The organism is Pseudomonas sp. A39 (assembly GCF_058145955.1).
Genome location: NZ_JBYVMD010000014.1, coordinates 89268 through 107041 on the forward strand (window position 1 = coordinate 89268; position 17774 = coordinate 107041).

Sequence of the window (17774 nt, forward strand, 5' to 3'; positions counted from 1 at the left end):
GCGGGCTTGCTCGCTCCTACACGGGGGGGCATGGCCTACAGCGCGTCTGCCTTGATTTCCTGATAGCGCTTTTCCAGTTCCTGACGGATCTGCCGGCGCTGCTGGGCCTGCACGAACCGGCGCTTGTCTTCGCTATTGTGAGGTTGCAGCGGTGGCACGGCGGCCGGTTTGCGCTGGTCGTCCACGGCCACCATGGTGAAGAAGCAACTGTTGGTATGGCGCACCGAGCGTTCGCGGATGTTCTCGGTCACCACCTTGATGCCCACTTCCATCGACGTGTTGCCGGTGTAGTTGACCGATGCGAGGAACGTCACCAGCTCACCGACATGGATCGGCTCGCGAAAGATCACCTGGTCTACCGACAAGGTGACGACATAGCGGCCGGCATAACGGCTCGCGCAGGCGTAGGCCACTTCGTCGAGGTACTTGAGCAGTGTGCCGCCGTGGACATTGCCTGAGAAGTTGGCCATATCAGGGGTCATCAATACCGTCATCGACAGCTGGGCGTTTCCGGGTTCCATAGCACACTCACGGGTTGTAGGCATTGGTTGGGGGCGCACCTCTGCGGGTGCTGGAATCTTTACAGCGCCATCCATAACGGGACGCCGGTAGGCGCCTTGCCGTCACGCGCTCTCCGATCTGTTTCCATATATTGCACCGGCTTTCCGGCGGAAGTCGCGGTGTTAACCTTCAAAAGCCCGTCTCAGGGCATTTCTTACGATCAAGGCAGACTTTTCCTTCCGCACTTTGCGATATTTCAAAGGCGCGGGCGGAAGTGGGAAAAGCGCCAGTACCCTCAAGGAGCCCCTCGCCATGCACGCCATCAGCTTTATCCAGGACTTGGCCGTGATCATGCTGGTGGCAGGGGTTGTCACCATCCTGTTTCACCGCCTCAAGCAGCCAGTGGTGCTGGGCTACATCGTCGCCGGGTTCATCATTGGCCCCCACACCCCACCTTTCGGCCTGATTCACGACGAAGACACCATCAAGACCCTCGCCGAGCTGGGGGTGATCTTCCTGATGTTCTGCCTGGGCCTGGAGTTCAGCCTGCGCAAGCTGTTCAAGGTCGGCGCCACGGCGTTTATCGCAGCCTTCCTGGAAATCATCCTGATGATCTGGATCGGCTACGAGATTGGCCGCTGGTTTGACTGGAACACCATGGACTCGCTGTTCCTCGGCGCAATCCTGGCGATTTCCTCCACCACCATCATCGTCAAGGCGCTTAACGACCTGAAGATGAAAAACCAGCGCTTCGCCCAGCTGATTTTTGGCGTACTGATTGTGGAAGACATCCTCGGCATCGGCATCATCGCCTTGCTGTCGAGCATCGCCGTCAGCGGTACGGTCAGCTCCGGCGAGGTGTTTTCCACGGTCGGCAAGCTCTCGCTGTTCATGATCGTTGCGCTGGTCATCGGTATTTTGCTGGTGCCGAGGCTGTTGGCTTACGTGGCCAAGTTCGAAAGCAACGAGATGTTGCTGATCACCGTACTGGGCTTGTGTTTCGGTTTCTGCCTGCTGGTGGTCAAGCTGGAATACAGCATGGTGCTGGGCGCGTTCCTGATCGGCGCAATCATGGCCGAATCCCGACAGTTGATTAAGATCGAGCGCCTGATCGAGCCGGTTCGCGACATGTTCAGCGCCATCTTCTTTGTGGCCATTGGCTTGATGATCGACCCCCAGATCCTGCTGCAATACGCCTGGCCGATTGCGGTGATCACCGTGGCGGTGGTGCTCGGCAAGATGCTGTCCTGCGGCTTGGGGGCATTTATCGCCGGCAATGATGGCCGGACCTCATTGCGCGTGGGGATGGGGCTGTCACAAATTGGTGAGTTTTCCTTCATCATCGCGGCGCTGGGGATGACGCTGCAGGTGACCAGTGATTTCCTTTATCCCGTCGCCGTGGCGGTTTCAGCGATTACCACGCTGCTCACGCCGTACTTGATTCGCGGCGCTGACCCGCTGTCGCTGAAGATTGCGGCAATCATGCCCAAGCGCATGAGCCGGGTGTTCGGCATGTACGGCGAATGGTTGCGCAGCATCCAGCCTCAGGGCGAGGGCGCCATGTTGGCGTCGATGATCCGCAAGATCATCCTGCAAGTGGGGGTAAACCTGGCGCTGGTGATCGCGATCTTCTTTGCCGGCAGCTTTTTTGCGGCGCGCATCGGTGGGTATCTGGAGGGCTGGATCAGCGATCCAAGCTGGCAGAAGGCGCTGATCTGGGGCGGGGCGTTGCTGTTGTCGCTGCCATTCCTGATCGCGGCGTACCGCAAGCTCAAGGCGCTGTCGATGCTGCTGGCGGAGATGAGCGTGAAGCCGGAAATGGCTGGGCGACACACCCAGCGTGTACGAAGGGTGATCGCGGAACTGATCCCGATCCTCTCGCTGCTGGTGATCTTCCTGCTATTGGCCGCCTTGTCGGCCAGTATCCTGCCGACCAACAAGTTGCTGGTGCTGATCGCCGTCGTCACGGCAGCGGTGGCGGCCGTGCTCTGGCGGTGGTTCATCCGCGTGCATACGCGGATGCAGGTCGCCTTGCTGGAGACCCTGGATAACCACAAGGATACGCCGGAGCACTAAAGTGGGCGGGCCACTTTACTGTGGTGAGCGAGCTTTTTTGTGGTGAGCGAGCTTGCTCGCGCTGGGCTGCGTAGCAGGCCCGGTCCAGGCGACGCGTTCTTTCAGGTTTGGCGATGTGAGGCTATGGGGCTGCTTCGCAGCCCAGCGCGGGGCAAGCCCGCTCACCACAAAGCCCGCTCACTACAGCAAGCCCGGTCAGCTTTCCAGCCAGACGTCCCGCGCCCAGTGCCACACGGATTCCCAGGTTTCCTCGGTGACGATTTCTTCTTCGCCGGACCACAGCACCACGGTGCCGTCTTCTTCGACGCAATAGTAGTCGTCGCCGTCCTGGCAGATAGGGATCAGGCTGCGATCAACACCGGCATCCCAGGCGTTGGCGGCCACGTCCGGCAGGTAGGTATGGGATTGCGGGTCGGTGACGGTCACCGGCTCCAGGCTGCCGTACACCACATCGCTGACGGTCAGCAAAAATTCACGGAAGACAAACGGGATGTCGATGAACAGTTGTTCCTCGATTTCCACCAGTTGGTCTTCGTCAGGCAGTTCCAGCGGAACCGGAACCGGTTCGTTGGCTTCACGCAATTGTTCGATGATTTCTTCCACGGCCGGGATCCTCTTGCTAGATGGCGCGGTTTATAGGGGCGTTTTATACAGTAGCTCGCTATAAGTGCAACCGTGAAATAGAAAACCCCGGACAGGTCCGGGGTTTTTTGTATCTGCTTGCTAAGCGCGCAGGGATCAGCCGTTCTGGCGGATACCGGCGACCAGCCAAGGCTGGTTGTCGCCCTGGGCACGTTCCATGTTCCAGCTTTCGCTGAACACTTCGCCCTGGTCGAAGCGCGAAGTCTTCGATACACCGCTGAAGGTCAGGGTGGCGATGGTCTTGTCAGCGCGATCATCCACACCTTCCAGCTGTACGCGCAGGTCGTCGATGTAGGTCGACTGGAACGCGTCGCCCAGGTCGGCACGTTCGCGCTTGAGGAACTCCAGCAATTGCGGGGTCACGAACTCGGAGATCTTGTCCATTTCGTTGGCGTCCCAATGCTGTTGCAGGGACTGGAAGTGGCTGCGGGCCGCTTCGACGAAACGCTCTTCGTTGAACCAGGCCGGTGCGTTGATCACCGGACGGGCCGCAGCAGGCGCTGCCGAACCACCGAAGATCGAACCCATGGCTGGTTTTTGCTCGAACACTTCACGCTGCATTGGCGCGCCAGCGGGAGCCAGATGCTCCTGCTGCTTGCGGCGACGGGCAGCGATGAAGCGGAAGATCAGGAAGGCGATGACCGCCATGATCAGGATGTCGAAGATCTGCATGCCCTGGAAGCCGCCGCCCATGAACATGGAAGCGAGCAGGCCACCGGCGGCGATACCGGCCAGAGGGCCCAACCAGCGCGAAGCACCGCCAGCCTTGGCAGCGGCGCCTGCAGCACCGGCTGCGCCTGCGGTAGCCGCAGCACCGCCGGCACCGGCGGATGGGGCCATTTGGCTGGTCTGGTGAGTCGGTGCCGAGCCCATGCTTTTGCCGCCACCAAAGCGCTTGGCGTTGGCGTCGATGCTCATCGTCAGGCCGATGCACAACGCCATGGCGATGCTAAGAAAACGTTTCATAAAGGGAATTCCCATTTGTGGATTGCACGCGCGCCATGTTGCACAGGTGTAGTGACAGTGGCTAGCGACATAATGTTTCGGGCTTTTGCGTAGGACCGATTCAGAATGGTCTGTAGGACTTATTACAGATATTGGCCCGCGCTCGTCTAAAACAAGGGCGGGCCCATGATCTTCATGTAACGCAGTGTTTCATGAGAGGGGCCGGTTGGGGTGAGGGAGCAAGCGCCCTCGCCACAGTCAGATGGCTTCGAGCTTCGCGTAACCCATCATCAGCCACTTGCTGCCTTCGGCGAAATTCACCTGCACCCGCGCCTGGGCACCGGCGCCTTCGAAGTTGAGGATCACGCCTTCGCCGAACACCGAATGCCTGACCTGCTGGCCAAGGCTGAACTGGGTTTCCGGAATCTCGGAACCGGCGAACATACTGCTGGAGTTCTGCTGCTGACCTCCGCCGAACGGGCGGCTGACGCTGTTGGACAAGCGCACTTCCTGGATCAGCCCCTTCGGCACTTCACGTACGAAACGCGACACCTTGTTGTAGGTCTCGCTGCCGTACAGGCGTCGGGTCTCGGCGTAGGTCATCACCAGGTTCTGCATCGCGCGGGTGATGCCCACGTAGGCCAGGCGGCGCTCCTCCTCAAGACGGCCCGGCTCTTCCAGGCTCATCTTGTGCGGGAACAGGCCTTCTTCCATGCCCACCAGGAACACGTACGGGAACTCCAGGCCCTTGGCGCTGTGCAAGGTCATCAACTGGATGCTGTCTTCATGCTCATCGGCCTGGGTATCGCCGGCTTCCAGCGACGCATGGCCGAGGAAAGCGGCGAGCGGGGTCAGCTCTTCGTCTTCCTCGGTGTTTTCGAACGCACGGGCGGCGCTGACCAGTTCCTCAAGGTTTTCTACCCGTGCCTGGCCTTTCTCGCCTTTTTCCGCTTCGTGGTAGGCGATCAGCCCGGACTGCTCGATCACGGTCTGGGTCATCAAGTGCAGAGGCATTTCCGCGCACTTGGCGGCGAGGTTCTCGATCAGTTCGACAAACACACCCAGCGCCCCGGCGGCGCGGCCGGTCAGGCCTTTATTGGCGATCAGCAAGCGCATGGCTTCCCACATCGACACATCGGCATGGCGCGCGTGGTCGCGAATGGCTTCGACAGTCTTTTCGCCAATGCCACGGGCCGGGATGTTGATCACCCGCTCCAGCGCCGCATCGTTGCCGCGGCCTTCCAGCAAGCGCAGGTAGGCCATGGCGTTCTTGATCTCGGCACGCTCGAAGAAGCGCTGGCCACCGTAGATGCGGTACGGGATGCGTTCGCGCAGCAAGGCTTCTTCCAAGACCCGCGATTGGGCGTTGGAGCGATACAAAATGGCGATATCGCTGCGCGCCAGGCCGGTTTTCAGTGCACTTTCGATGGTTTCCACCACGTAGCGCGCTTCATCGTGCTCGTTGAACGCGGCGTACAAGTTGATGGCTTCGCCTTCGCCACCGTCGGTCCACAGCTCTTTGCCCAGGCGCCCGGTGTTGTTGGCGATCAAGGCGTTGGCCGCCTTGAGGATACCGGCGGTGGAGCGGTAGTTCTGCTCCAGGCGGATGGTGACGGCGTCCGGGAAGTCTTCGGAATACTGGTAGATGTTCTCGATTTTCGCGCCACGCCAGCCGTAGATCGACTGGTCGTCGTCGCCCACCACCATCAGGCTGTCGCCACCTTTGGCCAGCAGGCGCAACCAGGCGTACTGCACGGCGTTGGTGTCCTGGAACTCGTCCACCAGAATGTGGCGGAAGCGTTTCTGGTAATGGGCCAGCAAACCCGGGTTGTCGCGCCACAGGTCGAGGGCGCGCAGCAGCAGCTCGGAGAAGTCGATCACCCCGGCGCGTACGCACGCGGCCTCGTAGGCTTCATAAATGCTGCGCATGGTGGCCAGGAACAAATCGCCGCTGGCCTGGATGTGCTGCGGGCGCAGGCCTTCGTCTTTCTGGCCGTTGATAAACCATTGGGCCTGGCGCGCTGGCCAGCGCTGTTCGTCGAGCCCCAGTTCGCGGATCACCCGCTTGACCAAGCGTTGCTGGTCATCGCTGTCGAGAATCTGGAAGGTCTGGCTCAGGCCCGCTTCCTGCCAGTGCGCCCGCAACAGGCGGTGCGCCAGGCCGTGGAAGGTGCCTACCCACATGCCGGCCGGGCTGATGCCCATCAACTGCTCGATGCGGTGGCGCATCTCGGCAGCGGCCTTGTTGGTGAAGGTCACCGACAGGATGGAATGCGGGGACGCGTTCTCGACCTGGATCAACCAGGCGATACGGTGCACCAGCACTCGGGTTTTACCGGAGCCAGCACCGGCCAGGACCAACTGACGGCCAACGGGGGCGGCTACGGCCTGGCGTTGGGCATCGTTGAGGGAGTTCAGCAAAAGAGAGAGATCATCGCGCATCGGCGCATTCTATGGCCCACGGGGGAGTGGGGCAAATACCAATGCCGGGTGGTCGACGGAAAACAATCAGGGTGATGACCGGTTGGTCAATGGCCACAGCCCGCGCAGCGTCTCGCTCAAGCCGTCTGGCCCCGAAGTTTGCGGCGCATGAGCATGCCGTTTTTATGACGTAGAGCAGTTTGGCCCAAGCGTTTGCTTGTGTATGCTCCGTCGACGTTTCGGGCTCACCATTATAAGAACACTGCCTATGACCCTCAGCACCGACCTGTTTGGCCCCTCGGCGGCGCCCGCGCAGGTTCTTCGCAAACACTACGCCACCGAGATGGCGGTCGAGCGCACACGCCTGCTGTATCAGGGCTCGCTGCTGCCGACCCTGTTGATGTTGGTCAATGGCCTGGTCTGCGCCTGGCTGCTCTGGAACCCCAAGCAATACCTGTTGGACAGCATCTGGTTGGTCTGGCTGCTGGCCCTGGTGGCGATGCGCGTGATCCAAGTGGCCGCGTTTGATTCGGCCATGCCCAGTCGCCAGGCCCAGCCGGTGTGGCGGCGCATGTTCATGCTCGGTTCGGCGGTCAGCGGCCTGACCCTGGCCACCGCCGCCATCGCCCTGGTGCCGGCGGGCAGCTTTATGCAGCAGGCCTGGGTGTTCGGCCTGATCGGCGCCGCGACACTGTCGGCCAGCGTGGCCTACGCCGTGAGCGTGCCGGCCTTTTTGTCGTTCGCCTTGCCGTGCCTGGTGCCGTCCATCATTTACCTGTTCTGGAGCGGTGACCCGCAGCAGCGTGGCTGGGGCGTACTCGGCCTGATCCTGCTGGCGTCCTTGAGCCTGGTGGCGTGGCAGGTCAATCGCCTGATCCAGCGCGGGCTGCTGCGACGCTTCCAGAACCAGGCGTTGATCGAACATCTGCAACAGGCACAGCAGCGCAGCGAGCAACTCAATCAGGAGTTGGTGCGCGAAGTCGAACAACGCCGCCAGGTCGAGCAGGAACTGCGCGAAGCCCAGGTCGGCCTGCAGGACCGCGTGGCACAGCGTAGCCAGGAGCTGGACGCTGCCAGCCAAGCGCTGAATAAAAGCGAGGCGCGCCTGGCCATGGCCCTGCAAGCCAGCGAGCTGGGCCTGTGGGACTGGAACCTGCAAACCGACGAAGTCCACCACACCCAGCTCAAGGAGCTGTTCGGCCTGGAGCCTGAGTACGTCACGGCGATGCTCGGTCACCTCAAGCCACGCCTGCACCCCGAAGACCTGCCGCTGCTCAAGCGTGCCCTGGTGGAGCACCTCAAGGGCCGCAGCGAGGACTACCAAGTGGAATACCGCGTGCGTCATGGCGATGGGCACTGGGTGTGGATCGAAGACCGTGGCCGTGCCGTGGAGCGTGCGCCCAGCGGCCGCGTCACGCGCATGCTCGGTACACGCCGTGATATCAGCGCCAGCAAGGCCCTGGAGGAACAGCAGCGTTTGGCGTCGACCGTCTTTGAAGCCGCCAGCGAGGGCATTGTGATCCTCGACCCGGACTACGTGCTGATTGCCGTCAACCAGGCCTTCAGCCGTGTCACGGGCTTCGAAACCGACGACATGATTGGCCGCAATGTGGTGGAGCTGCCCAGCAGCCGCGATGCCCGCCGCCACTTTCCGGTGATCCGCCAGGCGTTGCTAAGCCACGGTACGTGGCAGGGCGAGTTGGTGGAGACGCGCAAGAACGGCGAGCTGTACCCGCAGTGGCTGCAATTGAATGTGGTGCGCGATGTTCGAGGAAAAGTCAGTCATATCGTGGGGTTCTTCGCCGATCTCTCGGCGCGGCGTGAGTCCGAAGAACGTATGCGTTACCTCACTCATTACGACGAGTTGACCGGGCTGGCCAACCGCTCGCTGTTCCGCGAACGGCTGCGCGAGGCTCACCAGCGTGTACGCCAAGGCGGGCGCAGCCTGGCGCTGCTGCACATCAATCTCGACCGCTTCAAGTTACTCAATGACAGCCTCGGCCATGAAGTTGCCGACCAATTGCTGCAAAAAATGGCGCGTCGCCTGATTAACGCCTTGCCCGAGGCCGACACCATTGCGCGTTTGTCCGGGGATGAATTCGCTGTGTTGTTCGACGCCTATGGCAACCTGTCGAGCCTGGCGCGCGTGGCCACGCGGCTGCTGGCCAAACTGCGGGTGCCGGTGACGGTGGAAGGGCATGAGTTGGTGGTCAGTGCCTCAATGGGTGTCAGCCTGTTACCGGACAATGCGCGGGAGATTTCCGCGCTGGTCAGTCAATCGAACATGGCCATGCAGCACGCCAAGCACTTGGGCGGTAATAACTTTCAGTTCTACACCGACAGCTTGCAAGCCAGCACCCTGGAGCGCTTGCAGCTGGAAAACCACCTGCGCAAGGCCATCGAAGAACGTCAGCTCTCAGTGTTCTACCAACCGAAGCTATGCCTGGCCACCGGCAAGCTGAATGCGGCCGAGGCGTTGATCCGCTGGGAGCATCCGCAATGGGGCATGGTGCCGCCGGGGGACTTTATCGGCCTGGCCGAAGAGACTGGCCTCATCGTGCCGCTGGGCGAATTCGTGCTGCGCGAGGCGTGCTGGCAGGCGTGTGAATGGCAGCGTCAGGGGCTGGCGCCGATTCGCGTGTCGGTGAACCTCTCGGTGCACCAACTGCGTCAAGGCAAGTTGGTCAGCCTGGTGCGCCAAGTGCTTGAAGAAACCGGCCTGGACCCGCAATACCTCGAGCTGGAGCTGACCGAAAGCCAATTACTCGACAGCGTCGAACACATCATCGCCACGTTCCAGCAACTGCGCGACCTGGGCGTGAAGCTGGCCATCGACGATTTCGGCACCGGTTATTCGTCCCTCAGCTACCTCAAGCGTATCCCCGTGGACTACGTGAAGATCGACCAGACCTTTATTCGTGGACTCGGGCAGGGGCGTGAAGACGCGGCCATCACCCGCGCAATTATCGCCATGGCCCATGGGCTGGCACTCAAGGTGGTGGCAGAAGGTGTGGAAGACCAGCAGCAGCTGGATTTCCTGCGCGGTGAGCGGTGTGATGAAGTGCAGGGCTATTTGATCAGCCGGCCGATGCAGGCCGAAGGGTTGGCAGATTTGTTACGGAAAAATGCAGATTTTCCTGAGTGATGCCAAGGTCGCCCCTGTGGCTACAACTTGGCTGCCCTTAAATTCAAAGGCGGGCAGGGCGATTTAGTGACGCGTCGGACGGGCAAAACGGCAATTCTTGTAGTATAACTACAAGCTTGCTACATCCTTGGCCCTGCCCATAACAAGAGTCCTGTCCTTTGAACCTGTTGCAACATATCGCCCAGTCGCGCCACCTGTTACGCAAATCGGAACTCAAGGTTGCCGATCACGTGCTGCTTGACCCTGCGGCTGTGATGCACAGTTCCATGGCCGATTTGGCCCACAGCGTGGGCATCAGCGAGCCGACCATCGTGCGTTTCTGCCGCGCCATCGGTTGCTCCGGGTTCCAGGACTTGAAACTCAAGCTGGCCCAAAGCCTGGCCGCCGGTGCGAGCTTCGGGCAATTTGCGATCCATGAAGACGATTCCGTTGCCGATTACAGCCTGAAAATCTTCGACACCACCCTGCACACCCTGATGGAAGTGCGCGAGAAGCTCGACCCGGTGGAGCTGCAGAAGGCCGTGACGGCCATGTCCCAGGCCCAGCGCGTTGAGTTCTATGGCTTCGGTGCATCCGGCGCAGTGGCGGCCGACGCCCAGCACAAATTCTTCCGCCTGCTGCTCACCGCAGCGGCCTACAGTGACCCGCACATGCAGGCCATGTCGGCGGTGACCTTGAAGCCCACCGATGTCGCCATCTGCATCTCGCAGTCCGGCCGCTCCAAAGACCTGCTGATCACCGCCAACCTGGTGCGTGAGAGCGGCGCTTCGTTGATCACCCTGTGCCCCAGCCAGACGCCCTTGGCGGAACTGTCAACGGTCAACCTGGCCATCGATGTGCATGAAGACACCGAGATCTACACGCCACTGACCTCGCGCATCGCCCACCTGGTGGTGATCGACGTGCTGGCCATGGGCGTGGCCATGGCGCGCGGGCCGAGCCTGGTCAACCACCTCAAGAGCGTCAAGCGCAGCTTGCGCAGCCTGCGTCTGTCGCCCAAATCCGTCAAAGCCCTCGACGACTGATTGCAGTTTTGCGTGTGGCGGGCTGTTGTGGTGAGCAGGCTGTCGTGGTGAGCGGGCTTGCCCCGCGCTGGGGCGCGAAGCGGCCCTAAAACAGGCCACCGCGTTTTATCTGAAGTAACGCGGTGGCCGGATTGGCGCCGCTTCGCAGCCCAGCGCGGGGCAAGCCCGCTCACCACGGATCAATGTTCACCCTTTTGTCATGCCTATGCCGCCAAACCGTAACTCTCCAAGGCCATCCTGTACTCCCCGTACTCGCATTGGGAGACTCCAAATGGCCCGGCCCTACGAAGACAGCAACAGCTCCGTCAAGACCCGTCGTCAACAGGAAGACCAGCGCCGCATGGCGTTCCGTCGCGCAATCGAAGACCGCTGTGATCAGCGCCAACTGCTCCAGAGCATCACGGACTACCCGGAACTCCACTGGCAGGCACCCGCGGCTGCCCAGCGAAGCGCTCAGCCAGCGCGCTGATCTGCACCCGCTCGCTGCGGATAAAGCCCAGGAACGCATGGGCCACCGGTGACAGGCGCTTGGCCTTGGCCTGCACCAGGCACCAGCTGCGGTACAGCGGCAGCTCTTCCACCGGCAGCTCTTTGAGCCCGCCGGTGGCCAATTCCATGTTGACCGCGTGACGCGTCAACAAGGCCACGCCCAGCCCGGCGCATACGCATTCGCGCTGCGCCTCGGCTGAGGCGACTTCAACCGTCTGGGTGAAGTGCACGCGTTTTTCCTTGAAATATTCCTCACAAGCCAGCCGCGTGCCGGAACCCGGTTCGCGCAGCAGCAGTGTGTAAGGTTCCAGGTCCTGCAGGCGCAGCGGTCCCTGAAGGCTGAGCGGGTGGTCGGGCGGTGCCACGGCAACGATTGGGTTGTTAAGGAACGGCAGGAACTCCAAGCCCATGTCCTGGGGCACCATCGACATGATCACCAGGTCGTCGCGATTGTCCGAAAGCCGGCGGATCACCTGGGCACGGTTAACCACCGTGAGGTGCAATTGCACTTCCGGATGCTGGCGCTTGAAGGCGGCAAACAGGTGCGGCACGAAATACTTGGCGCTGGACTCAATCGCCAGTTTCAGTTGGCCTTGCAACGAGCCCTGCATGTCCGAGAGCTGCATATCGAGGTTTTCCAGGCGCCCGAAAATATCCCGGCTGGCCCGTTGCAGGGCTTCGGCGGCCTCGGTCATGTAGAGCTTTTTGCCGACGTAATCGAACAACGGCTGGCCGATCAGCTCTTCCAGCTGGCGAATTTGCAGGCTAACGGCCGGTTGTGTGAGAGACATTTCCTCGGCCGCGCGGCTGTAGGAGCGCAAGTCACACACCTCATGGAAGATCTGCAATTGACGCAATGTCAGTCGCATCAATGACTTACGCATTTTTTAATCCTCTCGCCCCAGGCTGTGCGGCCAACTATAAGTCTTTACTTATGCACGACCCAATAATTATTGATTTTTGTTAATCCCTTGGCGGGCTTAGTGTGTGTCTCGCGACTGTCATGAAACATTTGGTCACGCGCCGACCCGGATTCATAGGGTCGAAGAACGCAGCAATCGGCTCAAGGGAATTTCCAAGTGATAAAAAAGATCCTGATCGCCAACCGTGGTGAAATTGCCGTACGAATCGTGCGTGCCTGCGCCGAGATGGGCATTCGCTCGGTCGCGGTCTACTCCGACGCCGACCGCCACGCGTTGCACGTCAAGCGTGCCGACGAAGCCCACAGCATCGGTGCCGAGCCCCTGGCCGGTTACTTGAACCCGCGCAAGCTGGTGAACCTCGCCGTGGAAACCGGCTGTGATGCACTGCACCCCGGTTACGGGTTCCTGTCGGAAAACGCCGAACTGGCGGACATCTGCGCCGAACGCGGGATCAAATTCATCGGTCCCTCGGCCGAAGTCATCCGCCGCATGGGCGACAAGACCGAAGCGCGCCGCAGCATGATCAAGGCCGGTGTGCCGGTCACGCCGGGCACCGAAGGCAACGTCGCCGACATCGCTGAGGCCCTCACCGAAGGCGACCGTATTGGTTACCCGGTGATGCTCAAGGCCACCTCCGGTGGTGGCGGTCGCGGCATTCGTCGTTGCAACAGCCGTGAAGAACTTGAACAAGCCTTCCCCCGTGTGATTTCCGAGGCCACCAAGGCGTTCGGTTCGGCGGAAGTGTTCCTGGAAAAATGCATCGTCAATCCCAAGCACATCGAGGCGCAGATCCTCGGTGACAGCTTCGGCAACGTGGTGCACCTGTTCGAGCGCGATTGCTCGATCCAGCGCCGTAACCAGAAGCTCATCGAAATCGCCCCAAGCCCGCAACTGACCCCGGAACAGCGCGCCTACATCGGCGACCTGTCGGTGCGAGCCGCCAAGGCCGTGGGCTACGAGAACGCCGGTACCGTGGAGTTCCTGCTCGCCGAGGGCGAGGTGTACTTCATGGAGATGAACACCCGGGTGCAGGTGGAACACACCATCACTGAAGAAATCACCGGGATCGACATTGTCCGCGAACAGATCCGCATCGCCTCGGGCCTGCCGCTGTCGGTGAAACAGGAAGATATCCAGCATCGTGGCTTCGCGTTGCAGTTCCGTATCAACGCCGAAGACCCGAAGAACAACTTCCTGCCCAGCTTCGGCAAGATCACCCGTTACTACGCACCCGGCGGCCCCGGCGTGCGTACCGACACGGCGATCTATACCGGCTACACCATCCCGCCGTTCTACGACTCCATGTGCCTGAAACTGGTGGTGTGGGCGTTGACCTGGGAAGAGGCCATGGACCGCGGCCTGCGTGCCCTGGACGACATGCGCCTGCAAGGCGTGAAGACCACCGCCGCCTACTACCAGGAAATCCTGCGCAATCCGGAATTCCGCAGCGGCCAGTTCAACACCAGTTTCGTGGAAAGCCACCCTGAGCTGACCAACTACTCGATCAAGCGCAAACCCGAAGAGCTGGCCCTGGCCATCGCCGCCGCCATCGCCGCCCACGCAGGCCTGTGAGGAACATTCCAATGTCTAAAAAAATCTTCGTAACCGACACCATCCTGCGCGACGCCCACCAATCGTTGCTGGCCACTCGCATGCGCACCGACGACATGCTGCCGATCTGCGACAAGCTCGACAAAGTCGGCTACTGGTCCTTGGAAGTCTGGGGCGGCGCGACCTTCGACGCCTGCGTGCGCTTCCTCAAGGAGGACCCGTGGGAGCGTCTGCGCAAACTGCGCGCCGCGTTGCCCAACACCCGCTTGCAGATGCTGCTGCGTGGCCAGAACCTGCTGGGCTATCGCCATTACAGCGATGACGTGGTCAAGGCGTTCGTGGCCAAGGCTGCCGTCAACGGTATCGACGTATTCCGCATCTTCGACGCCATGAACGACGTGCGTAACCTGCGCGTGGCCATCGAAGCGGTGAAGGCCGCCGGCAAACATGCCCAAGGCACCATCGCCTACACCACCAGCCCGGTGCACACCGTCGAGGCGTTCGTGGCCCAGGCCAAGCAGTTGGAATCCATGGGTTGCGACTCGATTGCGATCAAGGACATGGCCGGCCTGCTGACCCCGTACGCCACCGGCGAGCTGGTCAAGGCACTCAAAGCCGAGCAAAACCTGCCGATCTTTATCCACTCGCACGACACGGCGGGCTTGGCCGCGATGTGCCAACTCAAGGCCATCGAGAACGGTGCCGACCACATCGACACGGCGATCTCCAGCTTCGCCTGGGGCACCAGCCACCCCGGTACCGAGTCGATGGTCGCCGCCCTTAAAGGCAGCGAGTTCGATACCGGCCTGAGCCTGGAACTGCTGCAAGAGATTGGCCTGTACTTCTACGCCGTGCGCAAGAAGTACCACCAGTTCGAAAGCGAATTCACCGCCGTCGACACCCGCGTGCAAGTCAACCAGGTACCGGGCGGGATGATTTCCAACCTGGCCAACCAATTGAAAGAGCAAGGCGCGCTCAACCGCATGGGCGAAGTGCTGGCCGAAATCCCGCGAGTACGCGAAGACCTCGGCTTCCCGCCGCTGGTCACCCCGACCTCGCAGATCGTTGGCACCCAGGCGTTTTTCAACGTGTTGGCCGGCGAGCGCTACAAGACCATCACCAACGAAGTGAAGCTGTACCTGCAAGGCGGCTACGGCAAGGCGCCGGGCACCGTGAACGAGAAATTGCGTCGCCAGGCCATCGGCAGCGAAGAAGTGATCGACGTACGCCCGGCCGACCTGCTCAAGCCGGAAATGACCAAACTGCGCGGTGAAATCGGCGCGTTGGCCAAGTCCGAAGAAGACGTGCTGACCTACGCCATGTTCCCGGACATCGGGCGCAAGTTCCTCGAAGAGCGCGACGCCGGCACCTTGGCCCCTGAAGTGCTGTTGCCGATCCCAGAAGCCGGCGGCGTGGCGCGTGCCGGTGGCGAAGGCGTACCGACCGAGTTCGTCATCGACGTACACGGCGAAAGCTACCGCGTGGACATCACCGGTGTCGGCGTGAAGGCCGAAGGCAAGCGTCACTTCTACCTGTCCATCGACGGCATGCCGGAAGAAGTGGTGTTCGAACCGCTCAACGAATTCGTCAGCAGTGGCGGCAGCAAGCGCAAGCACGCCACCGAGCCTGGCCATGTCAGCACCGCGATGCCGGGCAATATCGTCGACGTGCTGGTCAAGGAAGGTGACGTGGTCAAGGCCGGCCAGGCCGTGCTGATTACCGAAGCCATGAAAATGGAAACCGAAGTGCAGGCAGCGATTGCCGGCAAGGTGACTGCCGTTCATGTGGCCAAGGGCGACCGGGTCAACCCTGGCGAAATCCTGATTGAAATCGAAGGCTGATCCAGCCTTCGACACGACCGTTTAATCCTCGGGGGGGCAGGTGCCCCCCTTTTTTTTCGTGCGCAATTTGGTGGGGTTAGAAGCTGATCTTCCACTGCCCCATCAAGCCCTGGTTGCGACTGTTTGTGCCGGCTTGCGCGCTGTAGGTCAGGCCGACGGTGTGTTGTGCCGACAAGGCGAGGTCGAGCCCGGCTTGAAGGTCGAGGCTATTGCGGTCCAGCGAGGTGCCGGTGACGGTGAAGCCGTCAACCAGCCCCGGCAGGGCGCGGTAGGATTGGCGGACCTGGCTGTCGACTCCGCCGTAGAGGTGTTTCCAGCCGGTGCTGAGGTGGGGTGTGAGGCTGATCTGGTTATCGAACCGATACACCGTTGCCAGGCGCAGGCCCAAGGTGGTGCTGAGGTTTTGTTGGGTTTGTGCGCCGACGTTCAGCGCGGTCAAGCCACCCGTTTCCTTGAAACTGTCGCGGTGGTAGCGCTGGAAACCGAGGCCGGCGAAGGGTTCGACGCTGAGGTCCGCGCTGCCCAGTTGATAGCCCAGTTCGGAAAACAGGGTTTGGCTTTGGGCGTTGTATTTGCCCTTGAGTTGCTCCTTGTAGTCCAGCAGGTTGACGTCGCGTTTGTTCTGCCCCGCGTGGTCGCTGTAGATCGCCCCCAGGCGCAGGCCTATCGGGCCGTCCTGGCGTACGGCGTAACCCCCCAGGTGCCAGCTGTCGAGGTCGCCAGAGAAGCGTTGGGTATTCAAATGGCTGGTGGATTTTGCACCCATGATGCCAACGCGCCAGGCGTGATCCAGTGCCCAGTCGGCGCCCAGCAACAGGCCGTCGATGCCATATTTCAGACCGGCGCTGCCGCCTTGCTTGTCGAGGCTGCCGTCGTTGCCCACACCTTGAATCCAGAAGTGGCCTTCGTCGTCAGCGGGCAGTGTGCGCAGGGTCGAGAGCAATTGGTTGCTGAGGTGCTGTGTGGTGTTTTGCGTTGCGCCGGCGAGGTTGGCGTTCTGGCTGCCGGCCAGTTGCTCAAGGCTGGCACCGATGCCGCCGGGTTGTTTCTCGAGGCCATCACCGAGCTTTTCAAGGGCTTTGATTTGCTCGGACGTCAGTTCCCCGGACTCCAGTAACCGAATCAATCCCGGCTCCAGCACCTTGGCCACTTGCAAGCCATTGCGCGAGGTCGCTTTCTGGGTGAGATAACCGTCGAGGGGCGTTGACTCGATCTCGGGCTCTACAGGAGGCCACGGATCGGGCTGCGCATCGTAGTAGGGATGCGGGTACGGCTTGTATTCGATATCGCCACGCGCATGCGCGGGTTGAAGGCTGGCAGTGCTGAGAGCAAGGGCAATGACGAGTGCGAATCTGTGGGGTGTAAAAGGCATGAAATCCCAACCTCTGATGAATGAGGCCGGGAATTTAGCGAGATGACGGGGCGATAACTGTCAGGTCATCGACCCCCAGTTTGCGGGAGTTTTCTCTAGTGCGGCGCGATTAAAAACGCATCGGCCAGCGGGCGATCAACGCGTGGCTCCCTCATTGATCAGAGGTGTTGGGACCGGCACTGCGCCAGTGACTTCACCTGCCCATCACCCTGCTGGTTCGCTTCCGATAACCACGCCTCAAAGCCCGCTGCAACCTGTGGCCATTCGGCGTCGATGATCGAGTACCACGCGGTATCCCGGTTCTTGCCTTTGACCACGGTGTGCTGGCGGAACACGCCTTCAAAACTGAAACCCAACCGCTCGGCTGCGTATTTGGAGCGGCCGTTGGCGTTGTTGCACTTCCATTCCAGGCGACGGTAACCCTGGTCGAACGCGTGCTTGGCCAGCAGGTAGACCGCTTCGGTGCTTTTTGGCGAGCGCTGCATGGCGGCGCCGAAGGTGACGTGGCCGATTTCGATGCGACCGTGGTCCGGGACGATCGACATCAGGCTGAGGATGCCCTGTACCTGGCCGGTTGCGCGGTCGATGACGCTGAAAAGATACGGGTCGCTGTGCGCGGCGTGATTGTTCAGCCAATCATTGAAGACGCTGCGTTCGGGGAATGGGCCGTAAGGCAGGTAGTCCCACAGCTTGGGGTCGGCACCGGGGCCTTGCAGGGCGTTGAACAGCTCATCGCCATGGCGGGCGGGGTCGAGTTTTTCCAGACGGATAAACCGTCCTTCCAGCCGTTGAACGGTGGGCGCCTGAACGCCTTTCCAGTCGGCGAGAGAAGTCGTCATGCTG

13 protein-coding genes are annotated in these 17774 nt (G+C 61.2%); 6 read left to right on the forward strand and 7 right to left on the reverse strand.

Going from position 1 to position 17774, the window contains the following annotated elements:
* Nucleotides 1-35: 35 nt before the first annotated feature.
* Nucleotides 36-521, reverse strand: a complete 486-nt coding sequence (locus AC3ZU9_RS13640; RefSeq protein ID WP_003177014.1) for an acyl-CoA thioesterase — start codon at nt 519-521, stop codon at nt 36-38.
* 292 nt (nt 522-813) lie between these two features.
* Between AC3ZU9_RS13640 and AC3ZU9_RS13645 the strand changes: the two genes are divergently transcribed.
* Entirely contained in the window at nt 814-2577 is a 1764-nt protein-coding gene (locus AC3ZU9_RS13645) for a cation:proton antiporter (RefSeq protein WP_046035799.1), read from the forward strand.
* Nucleotides 2578-2772: 195 nt separating this feature from the next.
* Here the strand turns inward: AC3ZU9_RS13645 and AC3ZU9_RS13650 are convergent, their stop codons facing one another.
* From AC3ZU9_RS13650 to uvrD, 3 genes are all read right to left on the reverse strand, one after another.
* Nucleotides 2773-3180 carry an SMI1/KNR4 family protein gene (locus AC3ZU9_RS13650; RefSeq protein ID WP_028618538.1) on the reverse strand — a complete coding sequence of 136 codons (408 nt, stop codon included), beginning with the start codon at nt 3178-3180 and terminating at the stop codon, nt 2773-2775.
* 135 nt (nt 3181-3315) lie between these two features.
* Nucleotides 3316-4185: a Tim44 domain-containing protein gene (locus tag AC3ZU9_RS13655; RefSeq protein WP_046035798.1), complete on the reverse strand. Its 870-nt coding sequence runs from the start codon at nt 4183-4185 to the stop codon at nt 3316-3318.
* Between the two features lie 237 nt (nt 4186-4422).
* Entirely contained in the window at nt 4423-6606 is a 2184-nt protein-coding gene (gene uvrD / locus AC3ZU9_RS13660; RefSeq protein WP_015886602.1) for a DNA helicase II, read from the reverse strand.
* 247 nt (nt 6607-6853) lie between these two features.
* On the opposite strand from uvrD, the gene AC3ZU9_RS13665 reads away from it, so the two are divergent.
* The 3 genes from AC3ZU9_RS13665 to AC3ZU9_RS13675 all read left to right on the forward strand — a co-directional run bounded on the left by AC3ZU9_RS13665 (nt 6854) and on the right by AC3ZU9_RS13675 (nt 11224).
* Nucleotides 6854-9730: an EAL domain-containing protein gene (locus AC3ZU9_RS13665; RefSeq protein WP_046035797.1), complete on the forward strand. Its 2877-nt coding sequence runs from the start codon at nt 6854-6856 to the stop codon at nt 9728-9730.
* 158 nt (nt 9731-9888) lie between these two features.
* The gene (gene hexR / locus AC3ZU9_RS13670; protein WP_003177007.1) at nt 9889-10755 is read left to right on the forward strand and encodes a transcriptional regulator HexR; all 867 of its coding nucleotides are present in this window, start codon (nt 9889-9891) and stop codon (nt 10753-10755) included.
* Between the two features lie 271 nt (nt 10756-11026).
* The gene (locus AC3ZU9_RS13675) at nt 11027-11224 is read left to right on the forward strand and encodes a PA3496 family putative envelope integrity protein (protein WP_079444958.1); all 198 of its coding nucleotides are present in this window, start codon (nt 11027-11029) and stop codon (nt 11222-11224) included.
* On the opposite strand, the gene AC3ZU9_RS13680 is transcribed toward AC3ZU9_RS13675, so the two are convergent.
* The gene (locus AC3ZU9_RS13680) at nt 11154-12128 is read right to left on the reverse strand and encodes a LysR family transcriptional regulator (protein WP_015886600.1); all 975 of its coding nucleotides are present in this window, start codon (nt 12126-12128) and stop codon (nt 11154-11156) included. The two genes, AC3ZU9_RS13675 and AC3ZU9_RS13680, sit on opposite strands and share 71 nt — an antisense overlap.
* Nucleotides 12129-12323: 195 nt before the next feature.
* Between AC3ZU9_RS13680 and AC3ZU9_RS13685 the strand changes: the two genes are divergently transcribed.
* Nucleotides 12324-13739, forward strand: a complete 1416-nt coding sequence (locus AC3ZU9_RS13685) for an acetyl-CoA carboxylase biotin carboxylase subunit (protein WP_003213442.1) — start codon at nt 12324-12326, stop codon at nt 13737-13739.
* Between the two features lie 11 nt (nt 13740-13750).
* Nucleotides 13751-15559 carry a sodium-extruding oxaloacetate decarboxylase subunit alpha gene (gene oadA, locus AC3ZU9_RS13690; protein WP_015886599.1) on the forward strand — a complete coding sequence of 603 codons (1809 nt, stop codon included), beginning with the start codon at nt 13751-13753 and terminating at the stop codon, nt 15557-15559.
* Between the two features lie 76 nt (nt 15560-15635).
* Here oadA and AC3ZU9_RS13695 read toward each other — a convergent pair whose 3' ends face one another.
* Both AC3ZU9_RS13695 and AC3ZU9_RS13700 read right to left on the reverse strand, forming a co-directional pair.
* Nucleotides 15636-16931 (reverse strand): autotransporter outer membrane beta-barrel domain-containing protein, encoded by a 1296-nt coding sequence (locus AC3ZU9_RS13695; protein ID WP_093544722.1) that lies wholly within the window; start codon nt 16929-16931, stop codon nt 15636-15638.
* A gap of 158 nt (nt 16932-17089) precedes the next feature.
* The gene (locus tag AC3ZU9_RS13700) at nt 17090-17770 is read right to left on the reverse strand and encodes a GNAT family N-acetyltransferase (protein ID WP_093544719.1); all 681 of its coding nucleotides are present in this window, start codon (nt 17768-17770) and stop codon (nt 17090-17092) included.
* Nucleotides 17771-17774 lie beyond the last annotated feature (4 nt).